The following is a 26,394-nucleotide window of genomic DNA, read 5'->3' on the forward strand; positions in this document are numbered from 1 at the left end:
CATATTTGGTAAACCGATTGTTAAGGCGATCACCGCAATATGCGGCTCTACCCGCACGGACAGACAGAACGGATTTGGATGATGCGCTTTTTCCCGACTTTCCCGCTGGCCCGCCTCACGGCCCTCGCAGTCGCACTGCTGGCAGTGGCATGCCTGGGCTTCGGCGGCGTGGCACGCGCGCAAAGCGGCGGCTCACAATACAGCGCCCAGGAGATCGTTGACGCGGGCCACGGTTTTTTCGGTAATGCGAGCGGTGGCTTGGCAAAGGTGGTGGAGAAGGCTTTCGAGCAGTATGGCCTGCCGAACGGCTATATCCTCGGCCAGGAGGGATCGGGAGCTTTCATTGCCGGGCTCACGTATGGTGAAGGTGAGCTCTACACGAAGAATGCCGGACAGCATCCTGTCTTCTGGCAGGGTCCTTCCCTCGGCATCGACTATGGTGGCCAAGGCTCGCGAGCCATGATGCTTGTCTACGACCTCCCCTCGATTGAAAGCCTTTACACGCGCTTCGGCGGCGTCTCTGGCTCAGCCTTCGTCGTCGCGGGCGTCGGCATGACGGTGCTGCGCCAAGGCGACGTTGTGCTCGTTCCAATCCGCACCGGCGTAGGCGCACGTCTTGGCATCAATGTCGGCTATCTGAAGCTGACGCGAAGCCCGACCTGGAACCCTTTCTGATCCGCTGGATTATCCCCTCGCCGTCGGGGGATCATGATGACATCTTGTTACACCGAATCATGCAGCATCGCTTGCCGCGCCAAAGCCATTGTGCTTAAACGGCCCACCGACCCGTTCTGCGTCCAAGCCGGCGAGATTGCCCTGTTGTGATCCAATTCGCTCTTCTCTTCGGCCTGGGCTTTCTCAGTGCGGCACTCCTGGTCATGTTGATTGCGCCCGCCATCCATGGCCGCATCGTCCGCTACACCGAGAACCGGATCAAGGCGACACTGCCGATCAGCCCGCAGGAAGTTCGTGCACAGCGTGATCTGGCGCGTGCTGTCTATGCGGCAGAGAACGCCCGGACAAAGCAGGAGTTGGTGCGCGAGAAAGATAGCGGGCTTGCTTTGAGGCTGCGCCATGACAAGCTCGCCGACGAGGCCCGAAAGCTTCAATCGGATAATCACGACCTGCAGATGCAGATCGCCGACATGGATACCGAAGCCGCAGATCTCCGCGCGCGCCTGCGGCAAGAAGATGGTTACATCCAGCAACTGAAAGCGGCGCTAGAGGCTGCCGAAGAGGCGGATGCCGCGAAAGGCATGGAGATCGAGGACCTGCAACGTCGCGTGTCCAAGCTGACCGCTGACGGCGATAACCTGCGCATCGATCTTTCGGCACGCGATACGGAGGTCGAAAATCTCAAATTCCGCATCGCTAGCCTTCGCGATGAGCGGGAGGCTCTGCGCCAAGACGTCAAGTTACAGACGACTCGGGCCAAGGACGCGGAGGCACGGCTGGCGCAGGAGGAGCATCGGGTACTACGCCTGGAGGACAAGCTGGCGCGCGAGGTAGCATCTCGTACCGACAAGGAAGCTGCGCTCGAGCGACGGGTCCAGGAGATCGTACGGCTCAAGCAGAAGCTGAAGTCCGCTACGATCGACGCGAGGGCAAGCTCAAGGTCCGGTAAGACAGGCGTGAAGGTATCCGCAGCGAGCAAGCCGGACGCACTGTCGAACTCTGCACCACTGGCAGGCGACCCCTCCCTTCCCCGAGCGGATATCGCCGCAATCATCGCCGCGTCTCCGCAGTTGTCCGAAATGGCCGACACGGCGCACAACAGGGCAACAGCGCTGTCGGAACGACTGCTGAAGGCCCGCACGGATGACAACGATGACGCGCTCCGGCAGGAACTCGCCTCCATCGCGGCGTCGATGATTGCCCTGACCGCTCGCGCCGAAGGTTCAGCCTCGCCTCTCTACCCAATTCTCGAACAGAGCGGCCAAGGGAGCAGTGGCGACCGCGAAAACCTGGCTGCGCGCGCTCTCACTCTTCTATCGGCTCAGGAGCCGGCCAGCGCGTCTTGAAGGCGGCCCTGGGCGCTCGCGATCTGGTAAAGAGCAATGCCGGTCGCAGTGGCAGCATTGAGGCTGTCGAGCCCCGGCACTTGCGCGATCCGGGCGGTATTGAACTTCTCCAGGATCGGCGCCGGTAGACCGCTCCCTTCCGTCCCCGTCACCAGTGCTGTGCGCGGCCCCGGGGTGATGCTGCTCACCTCCACGCGCCCGGAGGGAGAAAGCGCCCAGATGTCGAAGCCGCGCTCGAGAAGAAGCGCCAGATTGCCTTCTACCGTACCGCCGCGCGCAAATGGCACCTTCAACACCGCCCCTACCGAGACCCGCAGCGATTTGCGGTAGAGCGGGTCGCAGCAGGTTTGGTCCAGCAGAAGCGCGTCCACTCCGAACGCCGCAGCATTGCGGAAGATGGACCCGATATTGTCATGGTTGGAAATCCCGGCCGCCACGACGACAAGTGCCCGCTGCGAAAGCTGCCCAATCAATTCCCGAGCCTCTGGCTGACGCCGCCTTTGACCAAGGGCGAGTACGCCGCGGTGCAGATGGAAGCCGGCAATGGCGTCCAGCACGGCGGCGCTGGCGACATAAACTGGAACCTCCGGTGGAAATGACGCCAGGTCCAACGCAAGCCCGGCTAGTCTGTTTTCCAGCAGCAGCACCTTCTCCGCGACAAAGTCTCCTCCCCGCGCATGGGCGGCCGCCAGCATGCGCAGCACCACTGTCCCTTCGGCGATGAAGCGGTTCTCGCGGCCCGTCAGGTCTCGCTCCCGAATGCTGCGGAACTCGGCAACGCGCGGATCATCGGCATCGTCAATCCAGATCGGATCGGTGCGCGACAGCATCGGTCAGGGCGCTGCGTCGACCGCCACATCGGCGACGATGCGGCCAACGGAAAGATCGAAGACCAGAGCCCTCTGCTGACCGGAAACAACGCCGTAAAAAAGCAACTGTGATCCGGAAAGGGATACCGAGCGAACGTCGAAGCCAGGAGGAAGGGCGACCGATGACGTCAACGGCTGGTCCGCCGGAACATCCAATCCGTTCGTCGCCACAGGTGACTCGGGCCCCTGCGAGACCTTGTAGACAACCGCCGCCAGGACCGCCATAAAGCAAACGAACATTATCCCGCCCGAAACGAGTTGCAGCAGCACCATCTTCCGGCGGATCCTTTCCATTGCCGGATCAAGCGGTTCTTCCTGTTCTTCGAGATCAGGATTTGCCATTGCTGAGTGTCCTTGCTGCTGTCGGGTCCAATGAATGAACGATCCCTTTAAACAAGCCGAACGACCAAGGAAAGTGCTGGTGGCTGAAGAGGAGGCAGAGGGCCGGCTTGACGCATGGCTTGCTGCAACGTTGGGGGGCGAATTCTCGCGGAGCCGGATCAAGAGCCTCATCGAGCAGGGTGCTGTCCGACACAAGGGTGTCGTGTGTACGGAACCGAAGAGAAAGGTCGCTGCCGGGGATCAGGTTGAGATCATCCTGCCAGAGCCGGAGGATCCAGAACCGAAGGGCGAGGATATTCCCCTCGAGGTTCTATACGAGGATAGTGACGTCATCGTCATCTCTAAGCCGGCAGGTCTGGTCGTCCATCCGGGCGCCGGCAACTGGACCGGCACCTTGGTCAACGCCCTCATTCATCATTGCCGTGACAGTCTCTCTGGAATTGGCGGCGTGCGTCGCCCCGGCATTGTGCATCGGCTGGACAAAGACACCAGCGGCGTCCTGGTTGCAGCCAAGAACGATGCCGCCCACCGTCATCTGGCGGCACAGTTTGCCGATCACGGCCGCACCGGGCCCTTGGAACGAGCGTACCAGGCAGTCGTTTGGGGCCGGCCGAAGCAGTTGAGGGGGACGATCGACGCGCCGCTCGGCCGCTCCGGCGACCGAACGAAGCGCGCCGTCAAGCGTGAAGCCAGCGGAGATGCCCGCGAAGCGGTTACCCATTACGAGGTGCTGGAGCGGTTCCTGGAGAAACCGGACGCAACGGCACTTGCCTCGCTGATCGAATGCCAACTAGAGACCGGCCGCACGCACCAGATTCGGGTCCACATGGCGCACATCGGATGCCCCCTGATTGGTGACCCGGATTATAGCGCCGGGTTCCGCACCAAGGTAAACCTGCTGCCCGAGCCGGCCAAGAGCACGGTAAGGGATTTCGGCCGCCAGGCGCTGCACGCTTACCTGCTGGCCTTCGAACACCCGCGGACCGGAGACGTCATGACGTTCACCGCTCCGGTTCCAAAGGACATGCAGCACCTTATCGACGCACTACAGCAGGGCGACGATGCGCTATAGTATGAACAACTTGTAATGATATAACGGCCTCGTGATCTCTTGAATCACCGTTCTGCCGCACTTATCTGGCAATTGGGTCGGTGTGGGGTCGATGATGACCCATGCCGTTTGGCTTGCCTCAGCCTGTCGCTCGTGACGAGGGAGCCAGGAAACAGATCAGAAGGGGGTGCTTTCATGGCCCGGAATACCTTACCGTCAATCACCGCCGGAGAAGGCGGTCTCAACCGCTATCTCGACGAAATCCGCAAGTTCCCTATGCTTGAGCCGCAGCAGGAATACATGCTCGCCAAGCGTTACGCCGAACATGGGGATCGCGATGCCGCACATCAACTGGTCACGAGCCATCTTCGTCTCGTAGCGAAAATTGCGATGGGCTACCGTGGCTATGGCCTGCCCATCGGGGAGGTCGTCTCCGAGGGCAACGTGGGCCTGATGCAGGCGGTCAAGAAGTTCGACCCGGAGCGCGGCTTCCGCCTGGCGACCTATGCCATGTGGTGGATCAAAGCCTCTATCCAAGAATATATCCTCCGCTCCTGGTCGCTGGTAAAAATGGGGACAACCGCCAACCAGAAGCGGCTGTTCTTCAACCTGCGCCGCATGAAGGGGAAGATCCAGGCCATTGACGAGGGCGATCTGAAGCCCGATCAGGTTGCCGAGATCGCAACTAAGCTGGGCGTCTCGGAAGAAGAAGTCATCTCCATGAACCGCAGGCTCTCGGGCGACGCCTCTCTAAACGCGCCGATCCGAGCGACGGAGGGCGAATCCGGCCAGTGGCAGGACTGGCTCGTCGACGACAACGAGAGCCAGGAACAGGTGCTGATCGAGCAGGACGAACTGGAAACGCGCCGGCGTATGCTGTCGAAGGCGATGTCCGTTCTCAACGATCGCGAGCGGCGAATCTTTGAAGCCCGTCGCCTGGCGGACAACCCGATCACGCTGGAGGAACTCTCCTCGGAGTTCGATATCAGCCGCGAGCGCGTGCGCCAGATCGAAGTCAGGGCCTTCGAGAAGGTGCAGGATGCCGTGCAGAAGGAAGCGCTGGCCCAGGCTCAGGCGCTCCGCGTCGTCGACGCCTAACGACTGACCAGGTCTTGGAAAAAAACCGGCGGATCACTCCGCCGGTTTTTTTGTGCCGACTTACTGGCCGCTATTGCTGTTGCTGCTCAACTGCTGCCATTCCCGGATGGCATCGTTGAACGCTTGCGTCCCCTCTTCGCCCTTCTGGAGCGTCAGAAGGGCGCGCCGCCCATTGCGATAGGCCAGGGGAACGTCCATCCAGTTGCGCGTCCGCAAAAGCTCAAGGTTTGTGGCCCGCGCATCCGGGAAGTCATTGAGCGCGATCATGTGGAAGTCGTCGGTGATCTTGGCAGGCACCGCAATCAGCGCATCACCCCTATCCTGCTCCGTCTGCTTCATCGCAATCCGCTGCACGCTGTCGATCGCGCCGCCCTCGAAGCCGGGAGGAACGGCGAATACGATCTCGATGAGATGGCTCGCGGGCAGCGAAGCGTCGGTATTGCGCTTGAAGGTGATGAGCGCAGTCAGCCCTCTTCCCGGCACATTGACGCGCCCTTGCACGACTGGTTCCTGAACGCCATTGGAATTTGCTTCCCGCTGCAGGGACCAGGAGACGGCACCCTCGATCGCCGTTGGTGCTGTTTGACCAACCCGTTCTTCATAGAGGAACATTTTCTCCCCAGACAGCGCTGCCGCGTCGGCGGGAGTTGCCGATGGCGCGACTTGTGTCTCCTCGCCTGCAGCATTAGCTGCTTCGACGGGCGCTGCCGGCGGAGCGTTCAGCTGAGCGACAGACTGCCCTTCCGTGGCAGTGTCAACGGGTCCAGCGCCTTCGTCAACTTCCGTCCCATCCGGCAGCAACCGCTGGGTGAACTTGGTGCTGTCGACCTCCTCACCCGCCGGCGCAGTCGTCCCATTCTCTGCTGCCGTCTCAGCTTCGGGCGCCTGTACCTCAGGCTCGGGGGCAGCCGTCTCGACGGCTCCCTCGACTGGCTCGACCGAAGGAGCTGTTTCTGCAGGCGGCTCTCCGACGCCGACAACTTCGCTAAGGGAATCGCGGTTCAACCACAGTGCGTACCCCCCTGCCGCGAGAACAATGAAGCCTATGGCCGCGAGGACGGGAGCTGTGTAGTTGCGCTTCTTGGGCGCGACCCGGTAAGGCCGCGGAGGAGGCGGAACCATGTCACCGCTCCCATCGGCCGCTGTAACGTCCTCTTCTGCTGCGCGCCCCGCGGGCATGGCGCTCTGGTTGTAACCGATAAGTTCCTCGATATCCTCCCAAGGGTCCTTGGAAGCTCCCGTTGCTGGGGCTGCACTGGTTGCCAAGCTGGCAACCTCGCCCGGCATTGCCGCTTCGAGCGGTTCTTGAGGATTGGGCTCCTCACCGGCTGCAGGGTCGCGGTAGATCGGGAAGTCCTCGGTGGAAGGCATCCTAACCGACGCCGCACTTGCGTAGGTCTGCTCCTCGAAATGAGCTTCCGCGTCCTGCGCGGGGGATGGCGCATGTGGAGGCGTCAGATCTGGAACATCATTCCAGGCGCCAACCTCCTGTCGCGGATCGAGGTCTTCCGGCCACTGCCAGGCATCGTCCTGAACAGGGGTTGCAGCCTCGGGCTGCCCATCCCAGGATGGGGTGTCTGCAACCTCCGTTGTCGCCGGCGCGGCCTCTGCAAAAGTCGGCTCCGCGGCTTCATCGACCGAAGGACTGGTGAACGCCTGCCCACCGTCTTGCGCATGCTCAGCCTCCGAAGTCGGCCAAAGACCGATAGGCTCCGGAGACAGCTGTTCTTCTTGGGGTGGCTCCTGAACGTGATGATCTAAAGACCCAACCGCCGCATAGGGCTCCGGCTCGTTGCGCGGCTGCCACACATCCTCCGGTGCTTCCTCGGAAACAGTCGCGGGCCCCTCAGGTGCGGCATCGTAGGGAGCCCCGTAGGAGGCATCTTCGACAGGCTCCTCACGGTAGATCGGAGCATGGTCATAAGCCTGCTCGCTGCGCGCCTCATGAGCCGGTTCCGGCTCCGGATAGGTCTCCTCGTGGTAGGGAGCGTGCTCCTGCTGGACAGCTTCCGGCTCTTGGGGAGCGGCATACACATCCGGCGAAGGTTCATCCGCGCCCTCTTCGGGCCATTGAGCCTGAACGGCAGAAGCCGGCTCATAGCCGTCGGCTGGAGCCTCCTCGGCCAACGGCTCCTCGTAGTCCGGCTCTGGTGCAACGATAGGGGCGACAACCGCCTCTTCGGCAGGAAGCGCTTCCGCGTGCTCCGCCTCCACCGAAAGGATCGCGGACTCGAGCTTCTCCATCTGCCGATGGATCATCGAGTCCGGCGGTGCCGGCTTCATATTCTCGAGCTGCCGCCGAACTGCGCCGCGTGCCTTGTCGTACACCTTTTCGCGCATCTCCGGCGTGTTCTTCGCCAGACCATCGACGGCGCGGCGGATCACCGCAACAAAATCTGCCATCAGCACTTTCTCATGATCATTGATCGTTCACCAAAAGATGGTCAATCAAAGGTGAACATTAGTCTTCAAACGGATCGGTCACAAGTATCGTATCGTCCCGCTCGGGACTGGTGGAAAGTAGGGCCACGGGTGCGCCGATCAACTCCTCCACCTGACGGACGTACTTGATGGCCTGTGCAGGCAGGTCAGCCCATTTGCGCGCGCCGACGGTGGACTGTTTCCAGCCTTCAAGGGTAACATAGATCGGCTCGACGCGCGCCTGCGCCGCCTGGTTTGCCGGAAGATGATCGATCTCCTGCCCGTCGAGCTTGTAGCCGACGCAGATCTTCAGCTCATCAAGGCCGTCGAGGACGTCGAGCTTGGTCAAGGCAATCCCGGTGATGCCGTTCGTTGCAACAGACTGCCGAACCAACGCGGCGTCGAACCAGCCGCAACGACGCTTGCGGCCAGTCACGGTGCCGAATTCATGCCCCTTTTCCCCAAGGAACTGGCCGACCTCGTCATGCAGTTCAGTTGGGAAGGGCCCCTCGCCGACGCGGGTCGTGTAGGCCTTGGTAATCCCAAGGATATAGCCGAGGGAGCCGGGTCCCATGCCAGAACCGGCCGCTGCCTGGCCTGCCACGGTGTTGGAGGACGTGACAAAGGGATAGGTCCCGTGGTCGATGTCGAGCAGCGAACCCTGTGCGCCTTCGAAAAGGATGCGGGCCCCCTTGCGGCGCTCCTTGTCGAGCAACAGCCAGACGGTCTCCCGGAAGGGCAGGATCTTGTCGGCAACCGACGTCAACTCCTCCATGATCGCTTCATAGGAGACCTCCGGGGCGCCTAGACCGCGGCGAATGGCATTGTGGTGCGTGAGGATCCGGTCGACCTTCCCGCCGAGCGTATCGAGATCGGCGAGGTCCATCACACGAATTGCGCGACGACCGACCTTGTCTTCGTAAGCGGGGCCGATGCCGCGGCGGGTCGTGCCGATCTTCGTACCGCTGTTGGACGCTGCATCCTCGCGCATCCCGTCTAGCTCCCGGTGAAGCGAGAGGATCAGCGTGGCGTTATCGGCGACCCGCAGGTTTTCCGGCGTGATCTGGACCCCTTGTCCAGCCAGCTTTTCGATCTCTGCGATGAGGGCGTGCGGATCTACCACCACGCCGTTGCCAATGACGGCCATCTTGCCCGGTCGCACAACACCCGATGGCAGAAGCGACAGCTTGTAGGAAACGCCGTCGATCACGAGGGTGTGGCCGGCATTATGCCCGCCCTGGAACCGAACGACGACGTCGGCTCGCTCAGACAGCCAGTCAACAATCTTGCCCTTGCCCTCGTCGCCCCATTGGGAACCGACCACCACGACGTTCGTCATTTCTTCGCTTTCCTAATTCCGCGCAAGCTGTTGCGCCCACTCAAACCGGCGCATCTATAAAACCAAGATGCATGGAAAGCGAACCGTTTGTCGCGACAAAAGCGGTTTTTACGTGACAAATCATGAACCCTGGGGCTATCAGCCTGTCACCCTGGCATCCCCCTGCCTCGTTTCCGCTGGAGTCTCCCTTGCACAAGAAGGCCTACCTGTGTCTCGTGATCGCGACGCTCTCCTGGGGCGGGAACGCAGTGGCCGGCAAATTGGCGATCGGGCATGTCAGCCCGATGATGCTGACGTTCTGGCGCTGGGCGATCGCCGTCGCGATCATCTTCGCAATCTCAGTGCCCCAGCTTATCAAGGACTGGCGGATCGTCAGGAAGCGCCTGCCGATCCTCGTTTTCTACGGCGTGATCGGCTACACGACCTTCAACGCGACGCTCTATACCGCGCTCAAGTACACCACCGCGATCAACGTCGCGATTGAGCAGGCCGGCATTCCGATGCTGATCTTCATTATCAACTTCCTGCTGTTTAGGACCCGAGTCTCGGTTGCGCAGATTTTCGGCTTCTCTCTCACCCTTGTCGGGGTTGCCCTGACTGCGGCCCACGGCGATTTGGCAACTCTCCTGCAGTTGACGGTCAACTATGGCGACGCTCTGATGCTGATCGCCGTTGTCGCTTATGCGATCTATACTGTGTCGCTGCGGTGGAAGCCGATGATCGACTGGCGCACGCTCATGGCCTTTCCGGCCCTCTTTGCCCTTCTGACGACTGTCCCCCTTGCGCTCTGGGAACACGCCAGCAACCAGGCGATCTGGCCAGATGCCCAGGGCTGGACGATCATCCTCTACACCGCGCTGTTCGCTTCCCTGCTCGCGCAGGTGCTCTACATTAAGGGCGTCGAAGGTATCGGTCCCAATCGCGCCAGCCTGTTCATCAACCTGATCCCGGTCTTCGGCACCTTGCTTTCCGTGGCCATCATCGGAGAAGACCTGCAGGCCTTCCATGTCGCTGCCCTGGTCCTGGCGCTGGGAGGGATCGCGATCGCAGAACGGGGAAAACCCGCTTCGTAAAGCAGCGGCTTCCGGACGCCTAAACCTTTCATTAAATTTTAATCGTCATGACTCTCTTGAATCAAGAGGTCTAGCGATGCGTATTGCGTTCTCCGTCGCGCTCCTGCTGTTGCTCTCAGCCTGTGCGTCTGCCCCTAACCGGATCAACAACGCCTGCGCGATTTTCGAACAGCGCAGCGGCTTGTTCAACAACTGGTCGAGGGAGGCAAGGAAGGTCGAGCGCGAGTTCGGCGTGCCGGTCCCCATCCTGATGGCCACGATCTACACCGAGTCCGGCTTCCGCTCCAACGCGCGTCCGCCGCGCACCAAGCTCCTCGGCTTCATTCCCTGGAAGCGGCAGTCATCTGCCTATGGATATGCGCAGGCACTCGACGGCACTTGGATGGAATACCAGCGTGCGACCGGGCGCTGGTCCGCGCGCCGCAGTGATTTCGGCGACGCAATCCACTTCGTAGGGTGGTACCACCACCGCAGCAGCGTCAAGAACGGGATCCCCCGCAACGACAGCTACAAGCTCTACCTCGCCTATTACACGGGCCACGCCGGCTACGCGCGCGGATCCTTCACCTCGACAGCGCGCAAGGGTGCGCAACGCTCAGCCGCCATCGCCCAGAGATATGAAGCGCAGCTGCGCTCCTGCGGCTACTGACGAAAAAGCCGCCGCCAAGGAGGGCGACGGCTTTTTGTGGGTCGGCGACCTTAGTAAATGTCGAAGGGGAAGTACTTGGCGACGATCTTTCCGTAGGTGCCGTCCGCGACGATGGCGTCGATTGCCTTGTTGAAGCGCTCCTTCAACGCCTCCTCGCCCTTGCGGATGCCGATTCCGGCCTCGGTCTCCGTGCCGGGCACATCTCCGATCATCTTGCAGCAGTCCTTGCCATCGTTGTTGAGCCAGTCGGCGACCACGAACTTGTCTGAAATGAGTGCGTCGATCCGGCCGTTCTGGAGGTCGGCGGCCGCTTCTTCCTGCGTTGGGTAGAGTTTCACCTCGATCCCCGCCTTCTCGTAGACGTCTGTGGCGTAGTTGGCCTGCGTCGTAGAGGCTTGAGCGCCGACCACTTTGCCTTCGAGATTTTCGACGGAGACGCCGTCCACGTCGCCGTCCTTGGGAGCAATTACGGCCAAGGGCGTGGTGTAGTACTTGTTGGTGAAGTCGATCTGTTGCTTGCGTTCCTTGGTGATGCTCATGGACGCGATGATGGCATCATACTTGTTAGCCATCAGACCAGGAATGATCCCGTCCCAATCCTGTGCCACGATCGTACATTTCGCCTTCATTTCTTCGCAAAGCGCATTGGCGATATCCACGTCGAAGCCCTTCATCGAGCCGTCTGCGTCGATGAAGTTGAAAGGTGGATAGGCGCCCTCCGTGGCGATACGGATTTCGCTAACCTGCGCATGGGCGACCGAGGCAAAGGCGGCGATGCTTGCGAGAACGGTGGATGCGAGCAGTGTTTTCATTCTTTTTCCTCTCTGGCGGCCATTGGACCTGACGCAGCTTAGAGGAATGGCTGCCCGTCTGGAAAGAGCTGAGGGTCGTCCCCAGCTCTATTGACACCAATCGTGACGCTTTAAGACACGCTGGAGCGCGCCGGCAGCGTGTTTGGCCGTCGCGACACATCTTCCTTTGGCGCTACACCCTGAGCCGCCTCATGCCCCAAGCGTCGCGAAAAAATGTTTGGCCGCATCGATTTCATTTGCACGAATTTCATGTCCGCCCGGATGCCACTCAAGGCTGACCTCATCTCCTGAGCGAGTGAAATAGTCAGCCAGCGACTGCGTCCATTCCACCGATGCGATCGGATCCCGTTCGCCTGCTGTGATCAGGATGCGGCTGCTCGCCCTCTGCGCCCTTTTCTCCGGTTCGAATGGGATGAGCGGATGCATCAGCACCGCCGCCTCGAACAGCCCCGGCTTGTGGATCAGCATGCTGGCGAGGATATTGGCGCCGTTGGAGAAGCCGAGACCCAGAACCGGCCCCGCCCCATAATGCTCCCGGTTTGCAGACACGAACTCGCTCATCCGGTTGGTGGCGCGGGCCAGATCCTCGCAGTCATAGACGCCTTCCGCCTTGCGGCGGAAGAAACGCGCAGCGCCATGTTCCGAGATGTCGCCGCGAGGCGAGATCACCGTGGCATTCGGCAGGAGCACCGTTCCGAAATCAAAAAACTGATTCTCGTCGCCGCCGGTACCATGGAACACGAAGAGAATGGGCGCACCGGCCTCACCCGGCTTGGCGCGATGGATGTAACTCTCATGACTCATTGTATTCTCCTTTGGAGGCCTCACACGTCAGGCGTCCAGCGGTTCGAGATGTTCTTCGAGCATTGCCCGCAGATGGGCGTGCTGCGTCGGCAGTTTCAGGGCCTCGCCAAGATGCGCCGTATCCTCGTCGCGGTCGAAGCCGGGTTCGTTCGTGGCGATCTCGAACAGCACGCCGCCGGGGGTGCGGAAGTAGATCGCCCAGAAGTAGTCCCGGTCGATCACCGGCGTCACATTGTAACCCGTGTCCATCAGCGCCTTGCGGACCTCGAGTTGCTTCTCGCGGTTCTCGACTGCAAAAGCGATGTGGTGAACCGAACCAGCACCGAGCCGCGCCCCGTTGATGTTCGGCATCGTCTCGATATCGATGACATCGGCACCGTTGCCGCCCGGCACGCCCAGGCGCAGGACGCCATCCTTCGCATCGAGCCGCTGATATCCCATGAACTTCAGAAGCTCTGCCGTCGCACCTTCGTCCTGCAGCCTCATGGAGGCGGAGTGGAAGCCCCGGATCGCATAGTCCTCGCCGACGCCATTGCCGGTCCAGGCTTCCCGCGGATCATCCCTGACTTCGACGAGGGCAAACCCGTCACCGTCGGGCCCGGCGAAGTGGAGCCGGTTCTCGCCAAAGGCGCTGGCCGTTTTCAGACCTTCCGCTCCGGCCCTGGTCAGCCGGTCGGTCCAGTATCCGAAAGAGCCTTCCGGCACTGAGAACAGCGTGGTCCCCACCTCCCCCGTGCCGGGACGGCCGCGGGCGATATGCGGGAACGGGAAATAGGTCATCACCGAACCTGGCGTGCCCACCTCGTCACCGTAATACAGGTGGTAGACGTCCGGCGCGTCGAAGTTGACGGTCTTCTTTACCCGGCGCAGGCCGAGCGTATCGGTGAAGAACTTGTTGTTTATAGGCGCACTCGCCGCCATCGATGTGACGTGATGCAGTCCCTTGATCTGATCGAGCATCTAAAACCCCTTCTGGCTTTGTGAGCCTGTCTCTGGGGTTATATCTGGCGATCGCCACCGCGATCGTATAGGGGGCTCGGACGAACGCATTGTTCACTTTTTGAATGCCGCGAAGTAGATCTCCGTTCACAAATCAAGTGGGATCCGGCAGTTTCCAGTCGATCGCGGTCCTGCCGCGAGACACCAGGAAATCATTGGCCTGCGAAAAATGGCGAGAGCCAAAGAACCCGTTATGGGCAGAGAGTGGCGATGGATGCGGCGAGCGCAGAACCAGATGCCGTCTGGAGTCGACGAACGCTGCCTTTTTCTGAGCGTATGAACCCCAGAGCATGAAGACGACGCCATCACAGCGCTCGTTGACGACGCGGATGACCGCATCGGTAAAGCGCTCCCAGCCTTTCCTCTGATGCGATGCCGCACGCCCTTCCTCCACCGTTAGAACGCTGTTCAGCAGCAGCACACCCTGCCTCGCCCATTGCTCGAGGAAGCCATGTTTGGCGGGCGGAATTCCGAGGTCACTTTGGAGTTCCTTGTAGATGTTCACCAGCGACGGAGGGATACGGACATCCGGCTGCACCGAGAAGCAGAGGCCATGTGCCTGGCCATGACCGTGATAAGGATCCTGGCCCAGTATCACGACCTTGACCTGATCGAGCGGGGTGAGATCGAGCGCACGGAAATACTCCGCGCCCTTGGGGAAGATGCGCTTGCCGGCCTGCTTCTCGCTCAGGAGAAAGCCGCGAAGTTCGCTCATGTACGGGTTGCTGAATTCAGGCGCCAGGGCCTGCTTCCAGCTTTCCTCCAGCTTCACCTCATCCACCATGGCAGCCTCTACAAGAACCTGCCGCCGCGTTGAAGCACCTCGATCTTGTAGCCATCCGGGTCGGTTGCAAAGAAGAAGCGTGCGAAAGGCTTGCCGTCACGCGGCATGTCGACCAGCTTTCCGATCGTCAGGCCCAGCTCGCTGAATCGCCTGTGCTCTGCTTCAACGTCCTCGACCGATACCGCCAGATGGCCATAGCCATCGCCCAGATCATACGGCTTGTCGCGTCCGGCATTGACCGTCAGTTCAAGCTCGAAGCCGGTTTCGGCATTAGAGAGGTAGATCAACGTGAAGCCATCGAACGGCACCCTCTCCGCGATTTTCAAGCCAAAGGCCTTCTCGTAGAAGTCCAACGAGCGCTTTTCGTCGAGCACCCGGATCATCGAATGGATCATCTTCGCCATCGTTCGCACTCCTTGCCAATTGTCGGCCCGTTTATCGGCAATCAAGGGGGGCTTGCCAATGCCGTTCTTTCGAATCGGAAGCTGAATTTACACCCCACTGGCCAGTCCCGCTGATTGAATTTCCGGCATGGGTGATCATATCTTGACGCGCTGTAGCAGGTTTTTGGTAACGCGGTGACGCAACCATCAGCCATCTCGGAGACGAGCTGAGAATGCGCCCTATCTACCTGAGCCTTGGGTGGCTGTTCGTGACCATCGGAGTGATCGGTGTATTCTTGCCTGTTTTGCCGACGACACCCTTCCTGATCCTCGCGGTGGCCTGCTTTGCCCGTTCCTCGCCAAGACTTGAGGCCTGGCTTCTCGACCATCCCAAATTCGGCCAGCCCTTGCGCGATTGGCGGGAGAAAGGGGCGATCCCCCGCAAGGCAAAAATAGCAGCCGTCGTTATGATGGCCGTGAGCTATGCCATCTTCTGGTTTGGCACCTCCCCACCCTTCTGGCGTGCCGTAGTCGTTGCCGCGGTCATGATCGCTCCAGCCTTGTTCGTGGTGACGCGGCCAGAACCGGATACCTGATCACCGATGCCGCGACTGGGGCAGCACGAAGGGAATATGCGCAGCCGGCAGCCGCCCCACCGCCCCTGAAATCCCATAGACAGCGCCGATCGTCCGGTCACTGACCGTCTGGCAGCAGGCGCCCGCGTCCACCACCCTGCCTTGATCCAGCACGACGAGGTGGTCTGCGAACTCGGCCGCGAGGTTGAGGTCATGGAGAATGGCAAAGACGATGCCTCCCGCCCTGGCAAAGTCGCGCGCCACTTCCAGCACCGAGATTTGATGACCAAGGTCGAGGCTCGCGGTCGGCTCGTCGAGAAAAAGCGCCCGCGGCATGTCATCCACAACAGCCTCCGGCACTTGTGCCAACGCCCGCGCGAACTGCACCCTTTGCTGCTCCCCGCCCGAAAGCGACGGATAAGGCCGGGCCTCGAAGCCACGCAGGCCGACTTTCGACAGTGCCCGCCGAGCCTGCTCCGTGGGTTGCAGTGCGCCTTGCGCCACCGCTCCCATGCGCACGATCTCCAGCGCCGTGAACGGAAACGCCAACTGCACCGCCTGCGGCAGCACGGCTCGGCGCCGCGCCAACTCCGCCGGAGGATAAAGTTGAGCCGCCGAGCCGAAGTAGGAGACCTCCCCTTCATCCGGAGCAATCTCCCCGGACAGGATCTTCATCAATGTCGACTTGCCCGCCCCGTTCGGGCCAATCACGACGGTGAACTGCCCTGGGCGGAGTTCCATGCTGACCGCGTCGAGGAGTTTGCGGCCGGACCGCACAACCGTGATGTCCCGCCCGCAGATCATGGCATGTCCTTCAACCGGATGCCGCCCTTGCCAAGCAGCAGGAATAGAAACACGGGTGCACCGAAGAGCGCGGTGATCACGCCGATCGGCAGCTCCGCAGGCGCCGCAATGGTACGCGCCACGCTGTCGGCAAGCAGAAGCAGCGCTCCACCGCCCAATGCCGAACCGAGAAGCAGGAAACGGTGCGACGGTCCCATCAACAGCCTCAGCAGATGTGGCACGATGATGCCGACGAAGCCGATCGATCCGGCGACGGCGACCGTGGAGCCGCAGGCGGCCGCAACGGCAATGATCACCACCTTCTTCAGCCGCTGCACCGGGATTCCCATGTGGAAGGCTGCGGCATCCCCCAGGATCAGTGCGTCGAGGCCGCGAGCGACGAAGGGAATAACAACCAGCACCGCCGCAACGAAAGGAAGGACCGACAGCACGCGTCCGAACGTGGCTCCACCAAGCGAGCCGAGGCTCCAGAAGGTGATGTCCCGCAACTGGCGGTCGTCAGCAAGGAAGATCAACAAACCCATCACGGCTGCGCTCAAGGCACCAATGGCAATGCCTGACAGGATCAGCGCCGTGGTGGAGGTGCGGCCATCCTGAGTGGCGATGAGGTACAGAACCCAGGTATTCGCCAGTGCGCCGCAAAAGGCCATCAGCGGCAGGAACTGATTGCCCAGGATGCGGGTCAAGGGCGAAAGCAATGTCGGGCCAAGGACGATCGCCACGACAGCGGCAAGCGCGGCACCAGAAGTGACACCGACGATGCCGGGATCCGCCAAAGGATTGCGGAAAAGGCCCTGCATCATCGCGCCGGACACTGCCAGGCCCGCACCAACCAGAATGCCGAGCGCCGTTCGCGGCAGGCGCACGGCTTCCAGCACAACCAGATCCTGTGCCGCCAACTGGCTCGCGTTGCCGGTCGCATAACGCCAGAGTTCACCTAGCCCCACACCCGTAGGACCACTGCTGAGCGAGACCAGGGTCGCGGCAAACAGAAGCACCGCCAGTCCGCAAAGAACGAGTGCACCCTGGACTGAGCGATCCCCCTCAGCCGTGGCGCCGCTAAACGGCAGGCTCGACACCTTCATCCGCCAATGGCTCCGGGGTATAGCTGGCCTGCAAGAGTCCGCACCGCGTCTGGGGTGCGGGGGCCAAAGCCCAGCAGGAAGAGGCCGTCCATGGTGATCAGCGCCTTGTCGGCAGCGGCCGGCGTTGCCTGAAGCGCCGGCAGGCTGAATACATCCTCCGCTGTCAGCTTGTGGTCTCCTCGCATCATGGAGAGAACGACATCCGGCCTGGCGGCAATCACCGCTTCGTCCGTCAGGGGCTTGTAGCCCGAGACATCAGACACGGCATTGACCCCGCCCGCCATCTCTATGATCGCGGCTGCTTCCGTCCCGCTGCCGCTCGCCATGACGCGCCCATTGGAGAGCGACAGGACGAAAAGGACACGCTTCTTCGGTTCTTTGAGGCTCGCGACCTCATTGTTGATCGCGGCAAGGTCTTTCAAGGTCTTTGCCGCGAGGGCCTCGGCCTGGTCGGCGAGCCCGACCGCAGCGCCCACAGCATTGATCTTCTGCTGAATGCCATCGGCGGATGCAGGGGTGGGAACCAGGACCATCGACACCTTGCTGGAGCGCAGAATGTCCAGCACCGGCGGAGGCCCTGCCCCGTCTTCCGCCAAGATAAGATCCGGCTCCTGTGCGAGGATGCCTTCCGCGGAAAGTTGGCGCATATAGCCGACGTCAGGCTTGGAGGTCGCTTCAGCCGGATAGGAACTCGTCGAATCCAATGCAACGATCCGATCCTGCGCCCCCAGCGCATAAAGAATCTCGGTCACGGTGCCGCCCACCGATACGATACGTTGCGCGGCAGGGTTGCTGGCATCCGTGGCATGAGCGGCATTGTGCGCAAGCATAGCCGACACCACCACGAATGCGACCGCCTTATAAGAAAAACAGGATCTGAACACGGGCCCCTCCCGACTGCCTTAGCGGCTATAACTTGACTCAGTTACGCAAGTTTTTTTGGCTTTTCAAGACGGGGGTCAGCAGATATCTTGAGTGGAGACGGAAACTTTAAGAGGCACATCAAAATGTACATCGCAATGAACCGCTTCCGCGTCGTTCCAGGTTATGAAGAGGCATTTGAAGCCATGTGGCGCGGACGCGAAGGCCGGCTTGCGGAAATGCCCGGCTATGTCGAATTCCACATGCTCAAGGGCCCGAAGGCCGAAGATCATACCCTTTATGCCTCGCACACGGTGTGGGAGAGCTTCGAGCACTTTCAGGCATGGACAAAGTCTGAACAGTTCCGCGCGGCTCATGCAAAGGCTGGCGAGAGCCGCGGCAAGATAGAATACCTGTCCGGTCCGCATTTCGAAGGCTTCGAGGTCATCATCCACGAAGATCGCAACGGCGCCCGCAAGGCTGACGCAGCGTAAGGGGGCGTCATGACCGCATTGGCCCAGACACCCGATGAGCGACGTCACCGTGCGCTGACAGCCCTGGCAGAGAAGCCGGATGGCGTTGTCGAGGCACTTGCTGCCAAGGCCGAGGTGACGCCGGCAGAAATCCTCGCGATTCTTCCGGCAGGCGCCGCCGTCATTGCACCGAAGGACGCGTTCCTGGACATTTGGACGGACATCACCTCATGGGGCGAGGTGCTCTTCATCGTTCACACCGAAGACATCGTGCTGGAGGCCGAAGGAAGCTTGCCCGCAGGGTCGGAGGGGCACGGATGGTTCAACATTCATGGTGACAGCCCCATCGGCGGCCATATCCGTAAGGATAATTGCGCGTCGATCACGTTCGTCGACAGGCCATTCCATGGACGCCGCTCGTGTTCGGTCTGGTTCATGAACGAAAAAGGTTCGGCGATGTTCAAGGTCTTCGTTCGCCGTGACGCCCAACGCGAACTGATTGCAGAGCAATTGGATAAATTCGAAGCATTGAAAAGGCGCTACACCGCTTAGCTCGCGAGAATATGCGCTCTTTGAACAGGACCTCACCTCAAGCCAGCGTCATATCGCCGGCACCCACTTCCAGAAGACCCCTTCCTGGCGCTCCGGATAATATTTGAACTCGCATTCAAAGCGGCGGCCATAGGCTTCCGCCGCCTTGAGCGCATCCTCGCTAACCGGGTTCATGCCAGTTCCCGGCGCGAACCAGTCCTCCAGCAGATCATCCGGCACATAGGTTCCCACTCGAAGCGGCATCGCGGCAAGGGTCTTGTCGAGGTCGTCGGGCGGCATGTCTGTCCTCCAGTATGAAATTCTGTCTCGGTGATGTCACCTCGCCGACGCAAGGCAGCCCCGTCCCCGCGAACGAATGAGGATGCCTGCTTTGGAGGCAGGTGCTATTGCGACACGTGCTCCGGCTTGCCCTTGCGATCGGTCGAGGCCATCTCGTGCAGTTCCTTTTCGCTCATGGATTTCTCCATGCTCTTCGAGGCACCCTTGAGCGCGCTCTTCTTCATGTCACCGCGCTTGGTGGCAAGGGCTGCACCTGCAGCTTTCTGCTGAGCTTTCGATTTTGCGGGCATGTCTACCTCCTGATCTCGATGACCATCGAACTTGAAGCCCGGTGCCTTGGTTCCAGGCCCGGGGAACCAAGTGACGCACCCTGCCGTTGGGACGCCACACATGAAGAAAGGACCTGATCATGGATGCGAAGGACAAGACCGCCGACAGCACCAATGCCTCTGCCCGGTTCGAGCAGGAAGGCCGTGAGCGTGCGGAAGATGCTCTGCATGCCCAAGCCGATGTTACAAACCCAAGCGCGGTCAAGGAGGCCTCGCGTCTCGGTGGGGGCGATACCTATCTCGTCCAGTCCGACCTGGAGGACCTTGATGAACGGGAAGACATCGAGAACGACGACGGCAGCATCAGCGCATTGGCCAACGCCGACAATCCGGAGCGGTAACCGAATCCAACAACAATCGCAGATCGGCTCCCGAAAGGGAGCCGCTTTTCGTTCAAGCGGAACCTTGCAAAGTGCCGGCAGTTCCCCCTGCCGCTGAACTTGGAGAGAACCATGGTCACCGAGACCGCAGCGCCTGAAGATCGTGCGCGGCGCGATAGAATGGACGCCATGCCACATATGCTTGCCAAAGCCTCACCGACGCTTGCCGACGCAGATGCCGAAGCCTTCGTGCAAGACGCGCTCTCGGAGCTGGCTCTCTGCGGCATTCCCTTCCTGCTCGCTGGAACCTATGCGGTGAGTGCCTATACCGGGATCTCACGTCCGACGAAGGATCTCGACATCTTCTGCCGTGCCGGCGATTACGCTCGTATCCTCGCCCATTTCAAAGAGCGGGGTTACGACATAGAGGTCGAAGACGATCGCTGGCTTGGAAAAGTCATCAAGGGCAATCACTTTTTCGACGTCATCTTTGCCGGTTCCAATGGCACCATGCCCATTGGCGATGCGTGGTTCGAGAACGCGCGCCAGATGGAGCTGAACGGTCACCATGTCCGCATCATTGCTCCGACGGAACTCATCTGGTCCAAGTGCTTTGTCCAGTTGCGCCACCGGTATGACGGCGGAGACGTGGTGCATGTGATCCTGCGCGCCCATGACCAGATCGACTGGCAACGCCTGCTCAACCATATGGAGGTGCACTGGGAGGTGCTTCTGATCCACCTCCTCAACTTTCGTTGGATCTATCCCACCGAGCGCGACAAAGTTCCGGATTGGCTGCTGGACGAACTGCTCGATCGTCTGCAGGCGCAACGTCAACTGCCGCTGCCGCAGATGAAGATCTGCCGCGGACGCATGTTCAGCCGCGTTGATTTCGAGATCGACGTCAAGGAATGGGGTTTCGCTGACGTCGGCGGAGAAGGCTAGCTCCGCGGCGACCAAGAAGAAGCAGAAGGAGGAGCGAAGTGACCGAGTCAGCAATTCCCGAAGGTGGCGCGAAGACGGAAAAGAGCAAAAAGCAGCGGGTAGCTGCGATGGGCGATCTCCATATCAGGGAACACGGGTCCCCCTCGTACAAGGACCTCTTTTCCGAGATCTCCCAGGCTGCGGATATCCTTGTTCTTGCAGGCGATCTCACCGACCTCGGCAAGCCCAAGGAAGCGGAACTGCTTGCCACAGACCTGCGCTCTTGCTCCATTCCCATCGTCGCTGTCTTGGGCAACCACGACTACGAATGCGGTCACGTGGACGAGGTAAAGGAGATTTTCGAAGAGGCGGGCGTGCAACTGCTGGAAGGTCAGGCGGTCGAGATCAATGGCGTGGGGTTCGCCGGCGTCAAGGGTTTTGCCGGCGGCTTTGGCCGCTACATGCTCGGGTCGTTTGGCGAACCTGCCATCAAGGCGATGGTGGCGGAAAGCGTGGACGAAACCATGCGACTGGAAAACGCGCTCCGTCAGGTAAGATCCGAACGGGCAATGGTGGTGCTTCATTACGCACCCATTCCTGAGACCCTGGCCGGCGAACCCCCTGAGATCTTCCCCTTCCTCGGTTCGTCGCGGCTGGCGGAAACGATTGACCGCTTCCCCGTAAGCGCCGTCGTCCATGGCCATGCACACCGAGGAACGTATGAGGGGCGAACACCCGGCGGGGCGCCTGTCTACAACGTTGCTGCACACATCGAGAAGCCCACCGGCAAGCCCTACGCTTTGCTCGAACTCTGACGTGAGGAACCCGCGCCGCCGTCCTTTGTTCTACATCATAAAGGAGACCATCGATGACGCAGAACGCATCCCATCTCGATCAGGAACCCGCTGAAGGCTCGCGCAAAACTGTCGAGCACGAGCTTGCGCGGAATGACAAGAAAGCCAAGGAAAATGGCCGTGACGTGCGCAACAAAGAAAGCGACGAGAAACGCTAGCCTATAGAAACAGCACCGTGTTCCGGGGCGTCAGGTGAAGCAGGGATAGGCTGTTTCACCGGGCGAGGCACCTCGGATGCTCCCTCGCATCGCCGACGTCATGTGCGGGAACAAGCACCCGCTTTGGCCGTTTGAACGTCTCCGCATCAGGGGGCTTCCGCATGACATCTGCAGTGAACACAAACGATGAGTTCCGCGCCTTTCCAAAGACCTGGGGGGCGGAATTCGTAGCCTTAGGCGAAGTGCGCTTTCGGCTATGGGCACCGGGCCAGCAGGAGGTGGTCCTGCGTCTCGGGACCAGCGAAACTCCGATGAGCCGTAGTGACGACGGGTGGTTTGAACTTCTGGCCACGGGGGTTGCCGCCGGGACAGAATACGCCTTCGTACTGGCAGACGGCACTCCTATTCCCGATCCGGCCTCGCGCGGCCAGAAGGACGAGGTCAGTGGTCCGTCGCTCGTTATCGACCCGACGAACTATGAGTGGCGCAATGCGGGATGGCGGGGTCGCCCCTGGGAAGAAGCCGTTATTTACGAGATGCATGTTGGGACCTTCACCGACGAAGGCACCTTCCGATCGGCCATCCAGAAACTGCCGCATCTGGTGGAACTCGGCATCACCGCCGTGGAAATCATGCCTGTGGCACAGTTCGCGGGCAATCGCGGCTGGGGCTATGACGGCGTCCTGCTGTATGCGCCGCACCGTGCTTACGGCCAGCCGGAGGACATGAAAGCCTTCATCGACGCTGCCCATGGCCACGGCCTGATGGTCCTTCTCGATGTCGTCTACAATCATTTCGGCCCGGAAGGGAATTATCTGCCGGTGATCGCGCCGAGCTTCTTCCATCCTGAAAAAAAGACGCCCTGGGGCGCAGCAATCGCCTACGAAACCGATGCTGTCCGCCGCTTCTTCATCGAGAACGCGCTCTACTGGCTGGACGAATTCCAGCTCGATGGATTGCGATTCGATGCCATCGATCAGATCGGCGACGACAAATCGGGAACGCACATTCTGATCGAGATCGCCGAGCGTATCCGCGCAGAGTTCGCTGAACGTCTCATCCACCTGACGACGGAGGACTCGCGCAACGTTACCTTCCTTCATGAGCGAAACGCCGAGGGAGGTATTCCGCGGTTCACGGCAGAGTGGAACGACGACCTGCACAACGCCATCCACGTTTATGCGACGGGAGAAACCGATGGTTACTATCGCGATTTCGCGGAAGAGACGGAGCGTCTTGTAGCCCGCACGTTTGCCGAAGGCTTCGCCTACCAGGGCGAGAAATCAAAGGTAAGCGGTGAGATCCGCGGCGTCGACAGCCGCAAGCAACCGCCCATCGCCTTCGTGGACTTCATCCAGAACCACGACCAGGTGGGCAACCGTGCCTTCGGCGATCGCCTGCTGTCGCTGGCAGGTCCCGAGAAGGTCAAGGCGCTGCTCTCTGCACTTCTGCTGTCCCCCCACATCCCTCTGATGTTCATGGGAGAGGAATACGGCGAAACCCGCCCCTTCCTGTTCTTCACGGACTTCCACGGCGAACTGGCAAAGGCCGTTCGAGAAGGCCGCAGGCGAGAGTTCGAGGGCCATGCCGGACACGGTCATGAGGATGAAGAAATCCCGGATCCCAATGCACAAAGCACCTTCAGCGACTGCAAGCTGGACTGGACCGAGCCCACCACCGACGAAGGGCGGGAGTGGATGGAACTCACGAAGCAGCTTTTGACACTACGAAAGGAAAGGATCGTCCCATTGATCCGCAATGCAAGGGAGGCTGGCGGAACGATTGTCGAGGCCGCGAACGGACTGGTGGCCGTCGCATGGGATTTTCCGGAGGGAAAACTTGGCATGGCGATCAATCTCGGCACTGAAGCCAGGCCGCTGCCCAACCTTCCGGGAGACCCGATCTACAGCTTCCCGCCGCATGGCTCGGGCGGCAGCTTGCCCGCTGGCTCCATCATCGTGACCGCCACGGCTGGAGGCAAGGCGTGAAGATCCCCTCCTCTACATATCGCCTTCAGTTCCGCAACGGCATGACCTTCGATGGTGCTGCCGCACTGGTTCCCTATTTGAAGCGTCTCGGCATCAGCCACCTTTACGCCTCCCCCATCTTTACCGCGACCAGCGGCTCGACCCACGGCTATGACGTAACGGATGCCAATGAGTTCGACCCAACGCTCGGTGGTCGCGAGGGGTTTGATCGTCTTTCGCGAGTGCTGCAAGAGCATGGCCTTGGCCTGATCCTCGACATCGTTCCGAACCACATGGCCGCCTCGCTGGAGAACCATTGGTGGCGGGACGTGGTGGAACACGGCCAGGCGAGCCGATTCTCACATTACTTCGACATCGACTGGACCCGCAGGCTGACGCTGCCCTTCCTTGGCGATACCTTCGACAAGGTTCTTGCGGACGGGGATCTGTCGATTCAGAAGGACCCAAAGACGGGAAAACCTTCTCTCGCCTATTACGAGACCTACTACCCGCTCTCCCCCGCCACCTATCAAGGACGGGAAGACGAGGTCTTGACTATCGCTGACCCGGCCGGAATCGCCGCCGTCCACGAGCAGCAGCCGTGGCGCCTGATGTCCTGGCGCGATGCACCGCGCGATCTCAGCTACCGTCGCTTCTTCGAGATTACGGGCCTCGTCGGCTTGCGGGTGGAGGATCCGGAGGTCTTCGATGCGGCCCACCGCACTGTGCTGGAGATGGTCAGAGATGGCCGCGTCGACGGCCTTCGTATCGACCACGTCGACGGGTTGGCTGATCCGAAGGGATATCTGGACCGGCTTCGCCAGGCAGTCGGTCCCGACACCTATATCGTCATCGAGAAGATACTGGGCGAAGGCGAACAACTGCCATCCGACTGGCCGGTCTCCGGGACCACCGGATACGAATTCATCGGCTCGCTTGCCAATGTGCTGGTGGATGGCAGTAAGACCGAAACCTTGAGCAAAGCCTATGACGCCCTGACGGAGAAGACCGCGCAGCCGCTGGAAGCTCTGCGTGAAGCCAAGCTGCTGATGGCGAACAACAACTTTGAGGGCGAGGTTGCAACGCTGCGCAGGCTTGCTCTGAAGCTGCATGAAGCCTGTGGAACCGGACCCGCAGATGCAGATGCCGTGCACAATGCCCTTCGTGAACTCCTTGTCGCCTTCGATGTCTACCGGACCTATGGAACGGAGCGGGGAATGCCGCAGGAGGGGCAGGACCTGTTGGCAGCCGTTGTTCAGTCGGTGAAAGACGGGCCACATGCTCCAGATCCTGATGCACTCGGCTTCATTGAGCGCATCCTTCTCGGAAAGGTGCCGGCGCCACAGGCGGGTATTGCTTCCCTCTTCCGCACTCGCTTCCAGCAGTTGACCGGACCGCTGATGGCAAAGTCCCTGGAAGACACGCTCTTCTTCCGTCACCACCGCTTCCTCGCCTTGAACGAAGTCGGGAGCGAGGCGGAGCCGAAGGCGGCGTCCCTGGAACGCTTCCACGCGCAAATGCAGGTTCGTCTGCAGCGCCAGCCGCACGGACTGTCAGGCACATCCACGCATGACACCAAGCGCGGGGAGGACGCGAGGGCCCGGCTCTACGCGATCAGCGAGGCTCCCGATGTCTGGGCCGCGGCGGTTGAGCGCTGGCGCGCCATGAACCAAGTGAATATCGCTTCCCTGGATGATGGTCCGGCCCCTGAACCCTCTACCGAATGGATGCTCTACCAGGCATTGGCGGGAGCCTGGCCTGCTGATCCATCGGTGAGTGATGCGAATGATTTGAAAGCTCTCGAAGAACGGTTCCTCGACTATGTCGAGAAAGCGCTTCGCGAGGCAAAGCAGCGCACCAGTTGGAACGACGTGAACGAAGCATACGAAAACGCGGTCAAATCTTACGCGAAGCGGCTTCTGTCCCTAGACAGCGAGTTTCTTTCCGATTTCCAGAACACGCTCGTGCCCTTCCTTCGCGCGGGACTTGTCAACGGGATTACCCAGACGCTGATCAAGATGACGGCTCCAGGGGTGCCGGACATCTACCAGGGCAGCGAGCGTCTTGACCTCAGCCTGGTCGATCCGGACAACCGCCGCCCCCCAGAGTTCGGGCTGCTGAAAAGCGCACTTGTCGACGATGGAGCACTACCTTCGGAAGAAGAGGACTGGCGCAACGGTCGGCTGAAGCAAAACATGATTAGGACGGTGCTGAACCTACGACAGAGGTTGCCGGATCTCTTTGCCTCAGGCAACTACATGCCGCTCAGCTCCCGTGGCGACCGCGCCCCCCACCTCGTGAGTTTTTCGCGCCAGAGCCAGGATGCAGCGGTGATCGTCATCGCGCCGCGCCTCGTCTTCAACGCCTTCCGCCAAGGCGGCTTGCCGGTGTCGGAGCCTTGGGCCCACACGGAAATCTTGCTGCCGCAGGAGCTTGGTGGACGCAGCTACAGCGACATCTTCACGGGCAGGAGCTTCCAGCCGACCACCAGCCTCTCCGTCAGTTGGGCATTCGCAACTTACCCGTTCTCCGTGCTGGTCGCGCAGTAAGCCATACAAGAAAAGGCCG

At 60.8% G+C, this 26,394-nt stretch carries 29 protein-coding genes; 15 read left to right on the plus strand and 14 right to left on the minus strand.

Annotated elements, in window-relative coordinates; genetic code table 11:
- Positions 1-81 precede the first annotated feature (81 nt).
- Both LXM96_RS02180 and LXM96_RS02185 read left to right on the plus strand, forming a co-directional pair.
- The gene (locus LXM96_RS02180; RefSeq protein WP_239997182.1) at positions 82-675 is read left to right on the plus strand and encodes a DUF1134 domain-containing protein; all 594 of its coding nucleotides are present in this window, start codon (positions 82-84) and stop codon (positions 673-675) included.
- A gap of 146 nt (positions 676-821) precedes the next feature.
- A complete protein-coding gene (locus LXM96_RS02185) occupies positions 822-2,021 on the plus strand; it encodes a coiled-coil domain-containing protein (RefSeq protein ID WP_239996694.1) in 1,200 nt (399 codons plus the stop codon).
- Here the strand turns inward: LXM96_RS02185 and LXM96_RS02190 are convergent.
- Complete coding sequence (locus tag LXM96_RS02190; RefSeq protein WP_239996695.1) at positions 1,997-2,851, minus strand: TrmH family RNA methyltransferase; 855 nt, start codon at positions 2,849-2,851, stop codon at positions 1,997-1,999. The two genes, LXM96_RS02185 and LXM96_RS02190, sit on opposite strands and share 25 nt — an antisense overlap.
- 3 nt (positions 2,852-2,854) lie before the next feature.
- A complete protein-coding gene (locus tag LXM96_RS02195) occupies positions 2,855-3,232 on the minus strand; it encodes a hypothetical protein (RefSeq protein WP_239996697.1) in 378 nt (125 codons plus the stop codon).
- Positions 3,233-3,266: 34 nt separating this feature from the next.
- Between LXM96_RS02195 and LXM96_RS02200 the strand changes: the two genes are divergently transcribed.
- On the plus strand, positions 3,267-4,304 hold the full coding sequence (locus LXM96_RS02200; protein ID WP_239996698.1) for an RluA family pseudouridine synthase: 1,038 nt from the start codon (positions 3,267-3,269) through the stop codon (positions 4,302-4,304).
- Between the two features lie 174 nt (positions 4,305-4,478).
- Positions 4,479-5,381 carry an RNA polymerase sigma factor RpoH gene (gene rpoH / locus LXM96_RS02205; RefSeq protein WP_239996700.1) on the plus strand — a complete coding sequence of 301 codons (903 nt, stop codon included), beginning with the start codon at positions 4,479-4,481 and terminating at the stop codon, positions 5,379-5,381.
- Between the two features lie 60 nt (positions 5,382-5,441).
- Here the strand turns inward: rpoH and LXM96_RS02210 are convergent, their stop codons facing one another.
- Together LXM96_RS02210 and LXM96_RS02215 are read right to left on the minus strand one after the other, a co-directional pair.
- Positions 5,442-7,784, minus strand: a complete 2,343-nt coding sequence (locus tag LXM96_RS02210) for a hypothetical protein (RefSeq protein ID WP_239996701.1) — start codon at positions 7,782-7,784, stop codon at positions 5,442-5,444.
- Positions 7,785-7,842: 58 nt separating this feature from the next.
- A complete protein-coding gene (locus tag LXM96_RS02215) occupies positions 7,843-9,141 on the minus strand; it encodes an adenylosuccinate synthase (RefSeq protein ID WP_239996703.1) in 1,299 nt (432 codons plus the stop codon).
- A 188-nt stretch (positions 9,142-9,329) separates the two neighbouring features.
- Here LXM96_RS02215 and LXM96_RS02220 point away from each other — a divergent pair, with 188 nt between their 5' ends.
- The gene (locus tag LXM96_RS02220) at positions 9,330-10,214 is read left to right on the plus strand and encodes a DMT family transporter (RefSeq protein WP_239996705.1); all 885 of its coding nucleotides are present in this window, start codon (positions 9,330-9,332) and stop codon (positions 10,212-10,214) included.
- Positions 10,215-10,290: 76 nt separating this feature from the next.
- On the plus strand, positions 10,291-10,863 hold the full coding sequence (locus LXM96_RS02225) for a transglycosylase SLT domain-containing protein (protein ID WP_239996706.1): 573 nt from the start codon (positions 10,291-10,293) through the stop codon (positions 10,861-10,863).
- Between the two features lie 50 nt (positions 10,864-10,913).
- On the opposite strand, the gene LXM96_RS02230 is transcribed toward LXM96_RS02225, so the two are convergent.
- The 5 genes from LXM96_RS02230 to LXM96_RS02250 all read right to left on the minus strand — a co-directional run bounded on the left by LXM96_RS02230 (position 10,914) and on the right by LXM96_RS02250 (position 14,666).
- Positions 10,914-11,675, minus strand: a complete 762-nt coding sequence (locus LXM96_RS02230) for an ABC transporter substrate-binding protein (RefSeq protein WP_239996708.1) — start codon at positions 11,673-11,675, stop codon at positions 10,914-10,916.
- 189 nt (positions 11,676-11,864) lie between these two features.
- Positions 11,865-12,479 carry an alpha/beta hydrolase gene (locus LXM96_RS02235; protein WP_239996710.1) on the minus strand — a complete coding sequence of 205 codons (615 nt, stop codon included), beginning with the start codon at positions 12,477-12,479 and terminating at the stop codon, positions 11,865-11,867.
- A 27-nt stretch (positions 12,480-12,506) separates the two neighbouring features.
- Positions 12,507-13,439 carry a VOC family protein gene (locus LXM96_RS02240; RefSeq protein ID WP_239996712.1) on the minus strand — a complete coding sequence of 311 codons (933 nt, stop codon included), beginning with the start codon at positions 13,437-13,439 and terminating at the stop codon, positions 12,507-12,509.
- A 133-nt stretch (positions 13,440-13,572) separates the two neighbouring features.
- On the minus strand, positions 13,573-14,262 hold the full coding sequence (gene ung, locus LXM96_RS02245) for a uracil-DNA glycosylase (protein WP_239996714.1): 690 nt from the start codon (positions 14,260-14,262) through the stop codon (positions 13,573-13,575).
- 8 nt (positions 14,263-14,270) lie between these two features.
- On the minus strand, positions 14,271-14,666 hold the full coding sequence (locus LXM96_RS02250; RefSeq protein ID WP_239996716.1) for a VOC family protein: 396 nt from the start codon (positions 14,664-14,666) through the stop codon (positions 14,271-14,273).
- A 212-nt stretch (positions 14,667-14,878) separates the two neighbouring features.
- Between LXM96_RS02250 and LXM96_RS02255 the strand changes: the two genes are divergently transcribed.
- Complete coding sequence (locus LXM96_RS02255; RefSeq protein ID WP_239996717.1) at positions 14,879-15,241, plus strand: YbaN family protein; 363 nt, start codon at positions 14,879-14,881, stop codon at positions 15,239-15,241.
- Here LXM96_RS02255 and LXM96_RS02260 read toward each other — a convergent pair whose 3' ends face one another.
- The 3 genes from LXM96_RS02260 to LXM96_RS02270 are packed head-to-tail and all read right to left on the minus strand — an operon-like array spanning position 15,242 to position 17,939.
- Positions 15,242-16,024, minus strand: a complete 783-nt coding sequence (locus tag LXM96_RS02260) for a heme ABC transporter ATP-binding protein (RefSeq protein WP_239996719.1) — start codon at positions 16,022-16,024, stop codon at positions 15,242-15,244.
- On the minus strand, positions 16,021-17,109 hold the full coding sequence (locus LXM96_RS02265) for a FecCD family ABC transporter permease (RefSeq protein ID WP_239996721.1): 1,089 nt from the start codon (positions 17,107-17,109) through the stop codon (positions 16,021-16,023). Before LXM96_RS02265 ends, LXM96_RS02260 begins: the two co-directional genes overlap by 4 nt.
- Positions 17,106-17,939, minus strand: coding sequence for a heme/hemin ABC transporter substrate-binding protein (locus LXM96_RS02270; RefSeq protein WP_239997183.1), 834 nt, complete (start codon positions 17,937-17,939; stop codon positions 17,106-17,108). Before LXM96_RS02270 ends, LXM96_RS02265 begins: the two co-directional genes overlap by 4 nt.
- A gap of 177 nt (positions 17,940-18,116) precedes the next feature.
- Here LXM96_RS02270 and LXM96_RS02275 point away from each other — a divergent pair, with 177 nt between their 5' ends.
- Both LXM96_RS02275 and hutX read left to right on the plus strand, forming a co-directional pair.
- Entirely contained in the window at positions 18,117-18,464 is a 348-nt protein-coding gene (locus tag LXM96_RS02275) for an antibiotic biosynthesis monooxygenase family protein (RefSeq protein WP_239996723.1), read from the plus strand.
- A 9-nt stretch (positions 18,465-18,473) separates the two neighbouring features.
- On the plus strand, positions 18,474-18,995 hold the full coding sequence (gene hutX, locus LXM96_RS02280) for a heme utilization cystosolic carrier protein HutX (protein ID WP_239996724.1): 522 nt from the start codon (positions 18,474-18,476) through the stop codon (positions 18,993-18,995).
- 48 nt (positions 18,996-19,043) lie between these two features.
- On the opposite strand, the gene LXM96_RS02285 is transcribed toward hutX, so the two are convergent.
- Together LXM96_RS02285 and LXM96_RS02290 are read right to left on the minus strand one after the other, a co-directional pair.
- Positions 19,044-19,274 carry a hypothetical protein gene (locus LXM96_RS02285; RefSeq protein WP_239996731.1) on the minus strand — a complete coding sequence of 77 codons (231 nt, stop codon included), beginning with the start codon at positions 19,272-19,274 and terminating at the stop codon, positions 19,044-19,046.
- Between the two features lie 104 nt (positions 19,275-19,378).
- Positions 19,379-19,564, minus strand: coding sequence for a DUF3008 family protein (locus LXM96_RS02290; protein ID WP_239996733.1), 186 nt, complete (start codon positions 19,562-19,564; stop codon positions 19,379-19,381).
- Between the two features lie 119 nt (positions 19,565-19,683).
- On the opposite strand from LXM96_RS02290, the gene LXM96_RS02295 reads away from it, so the two are divergent.
- From LXM96_RS02295 to treY, 6 genes are all read left to right on the plus strand, one after another.
- On the plus strand, positions 19,684-19,944 hold the full coding sequence (locus tag LXM96_RS02295; RefSeq protein WP_239996735.1) for a hypothetical protein: 261 nt from the start codon (positions 19,684-19,686) through the stop codon (positions 19,942-19,944).
- 177 nt (positions 19,945-20,121) lie between these two features.
- Positions 20,122-20,868, plus strand: a complete 747-nt coding sequence (locus LXM96_RS02300; protein ID WP_239997184.1) for a nucleotidyltransferase family protein — start codon at positions 20,122-20,124, stop codon at positions 20,866-20,868.
- Between the two features lie 107 nt (positions 20,869-20,975).
- The gene (locus LXM96_RS02305; protein ID WP_239997185.1) at positions 20,976-21,662 is read left to right on the plus strand and encodes a metallophosphoesterase family protein; all 687 of its coding nucleotides are present in this window, start codon (positions 20,976-20,978) and stop codon (positions 21,660-21,662) included.
- Positions 21,663-21,715: 53 nt separating this feature from the next.
- Positions 21,716-21,859 (plus strand): hypothetical protein, encoded by a 144-nt coding sequence (locus LXM96_RS02310; protein ID WP_239996736.1) that lies wholly within the window; start codon positions 21,716-21,718, stop codon positions 21,857-21,859.
- A 161-nt stretch (positions 21,860-22,020) separates the two neighbouring features.
- On the plus strand, positions 22,021-23,847 hold the full coding sequence (treZ, locus tag LXM96_RS02315; RefSeq protein WP_239996737.1) for a malto-oligosyltrehalose trehalohydrolase: 1,827 nt from the start codon (positions 22,021-22,023) through the stop codon (positions 23,845-23,847).
- Positions 23,844-26,375, plus strand: coding sequence for a malto-oligosyltrehalose synthase (gene treY / locus LXM96_RS02320; RefSeq protein WP_239996738.1), 2,532 nt, complete (start codon positions 23,844-23,846; stop codon positions 26,373-26,375). Before treZ ends, treY begins: the two co-directional genes overlap by 4 nt.
- Positions 26,376-26,394 lie beyond the last annotated feature (19 nt).

Source organism: Rhizobium halophilum (assembly GCF_021648825.1).
Classification (GTDB): Bacteria; Pseudomonadota; Alphaproteobacteria; order Rhizobiales; family Rhizobiaceae; genus Neorhizobium; species Neorhizobium halophilum.

What these genes read in the sequence shown, in the direction of transcription:
- LXM96_RS02310 (WP_239996736.1), top strand. Translation starts at nt 21,716, where the DNA reads ATGACGCAGAACGCATCCCATCTCGATCAGGAACCCGCTGAAGGCTCG.
- LXM96_RS02285 (WP_239996731.1), bottom strand. Translation starts at nt 19,274, where the DNA reads ATGCCGCCCGACGACCTCGACAAGACCCTTGCCGCGATGCCGCTTCGA.
- LXM96_RS02235 (WP_239996710.1), bottom strand. Translation starts at nt 12,479, where the DNA reads ATGAGTCATGAGAGTTACATCCATCGCGCCAAGCCGGGTGAGGCCGGT.
- LXM96_RS02265 (WP_239996721.1), bottom strand. Translation starts at nt 17,109, where the DNA reads ATGAAGGTGTCGAGCCTGCCGTTTAGCGGCGCCACGGCTGAGGGGGAT.
- LXM96_RS02210 (WP_239996701.1), bottom strand. Translation starts at nt 7,784, where the DNA reads ATGGCAGATTTTGTTGCGGTGATCCGCCGCGCCGTCGATGGTCTGGCG.
- LXM96_RS02230 (WP_239996708.1), bottom strand. Translation starts at nt 11,675, where the DNA reads ATGAAAACACTGCTCGCATCCACCGTTCTCGCAAGCATCGCCGCCTTT.
- LXM96_RS02225 (WP_239996706.1), top strand. Translation starts at nt 10,291, where the DNA reads ATGCGTATTGCGTTCTCCGTCGCGCTCCTGCTGTTGCTCTCAGCCTGT.
- LXM96_RS02195 (WP_239996697.1), bottom strand. Translation starts at nt 3,232, where the DNA reads ATGGCAAATCCTGATCTCGAAGAACAGGAAGAACCGCTTGATCCGGCA.
- LXM96_RS02305 (WP_239997185.1), top strand. Translation starts at nt 20,976, where the DNA reads ATGGGCGATCTCCATATCAGGGAACACGGGTCCCCCTCGTACAAGGAC.
- LXM96_RS02260 (WP_239996719.1), bottom strand. Translation starts at nt 16,024, where the DNA reads ATGATCTGCGGGCGGGACATCACGGTTGTGCGGTCCGGCCGCAAACTC.
- LXM96_RS02240 (WP_239996712.1), bottom strand. Translation starts at nt 13,439, where the DNA reads ATGCTCGATCAGATCAAGGGACTGCATCACGTCACATCGATGGCGGCG.
- LXM96_RS02290 (WP_239996733.1), bottom strand. Translation starts at nt 19,564, where the DNA reads ATGCCCGCAAAATCGAAAGCTCAGCAGAAAGCTGCAGGTGCAGCCCTT.
- ung (WP_239996714.1), bottom strand. Translation starts at nt 14,262, where the DNA reads ATGGTGGATGAGGTGAAGCTGGAGGAAAGCTGGAAGCAGGCCCTGGCG.
- treZ (WP_239996737.1), top strand. Translation starts at nt 22,021, where the DNA reads ATGACATCTGCAGTGAACACAAACGATGAGTTCCGCGCCTTTCCAAAG.
- LXM96_RS02250 (WP_239996716.1), bottom strand. Translation starts at nt 14,666, where the DNA reads ATGGCGAAGATGATCCATTCGATGATCCGGGTGCTCGACGAAAAGCGC.
- LXM96_RS02190 (WP_239996695.1), bottom strand. Translation starts at nt 2,851, where the DNA reads ATGCTGTCGCGCACCGATCCGATCTGGATTGACGATGCCGATGATCCG.
- rpoH (WP_239996700.1), top strand. Translation starts at nt 4,479, where the DNA reads ATGGCCCGGAATACCTTACCGTCAATCACCGCCGGAGAAGGCGGTCTC.
- LXM96_RS02295 (WP_239996735.1), top strand. Translation starts at nt 19,684, where the DNA reads ATGGATGCGAAGGACAAGACCGCCGACAGCACCAATGCCTCTGCCCGG.
- LXM96_RS02300 (WP_239997184.1), top strand. Translation starts at nt 20,122, where the DNA reads ATGCTTGCCAAAGCCTCACCGACGCTTGCCGACGCAGATGCCGAAGCC.
- LXM96_RS02215 (WP_239996703.1), bottom strand. Translation starts at nt 9,141, where the DNA reads ATGACGAACGTCGTGGTGGTCGGTTCCCAATGGGGCGACGAGGGCAAG.
- LXM96_RS02270 (WP_239997183.1), bottom strand. Translation starts at nt 17,939, where the DNA reads ATGCTTGCGCACAATGCCGCTCATGCCACGGATGCCAGCAACCCTGCC.
- LXM96_RS02255 (WP_239996717.1), top strand. Translation starts at nt 14,879, where the DNA reads ATGCGCCCTATCTACCTGAGCCTTGGGTGGCTGTTCGTGACCATCGGA.
- LXM96_RS02275 (WP_239996723.1), top strand. Translation starts at nt 18,117, where the DNA reads ATGTACATCGCAATGAACCGCTTCCGCGTCGTTCCAGGTTATGAAGAG.
- LXM96_RS02180 (WP_239997182.1), top strand. Translation starts at nt 82, where the DNA reads ATGCGCTTTTTCCCGACTTTCCCGCTGGCCCGCCTCACGGCCCTCGCA.
- LXM96_RS02200 (WP_239996698.1), top strand. Translation starts at nt 3,267, where the DNA reads ATGAACGATCCCTTTAAACAAGCCGAACGACCAAGGAAAGTGCTGGTG.
- hutX (WP_239996724.1), top strand. Translation starts at nt 18,474, where the DNA reads ATGACCGCATTGGCCCAGACACCCGATGAGCGACGTCACCGTGCGCTG.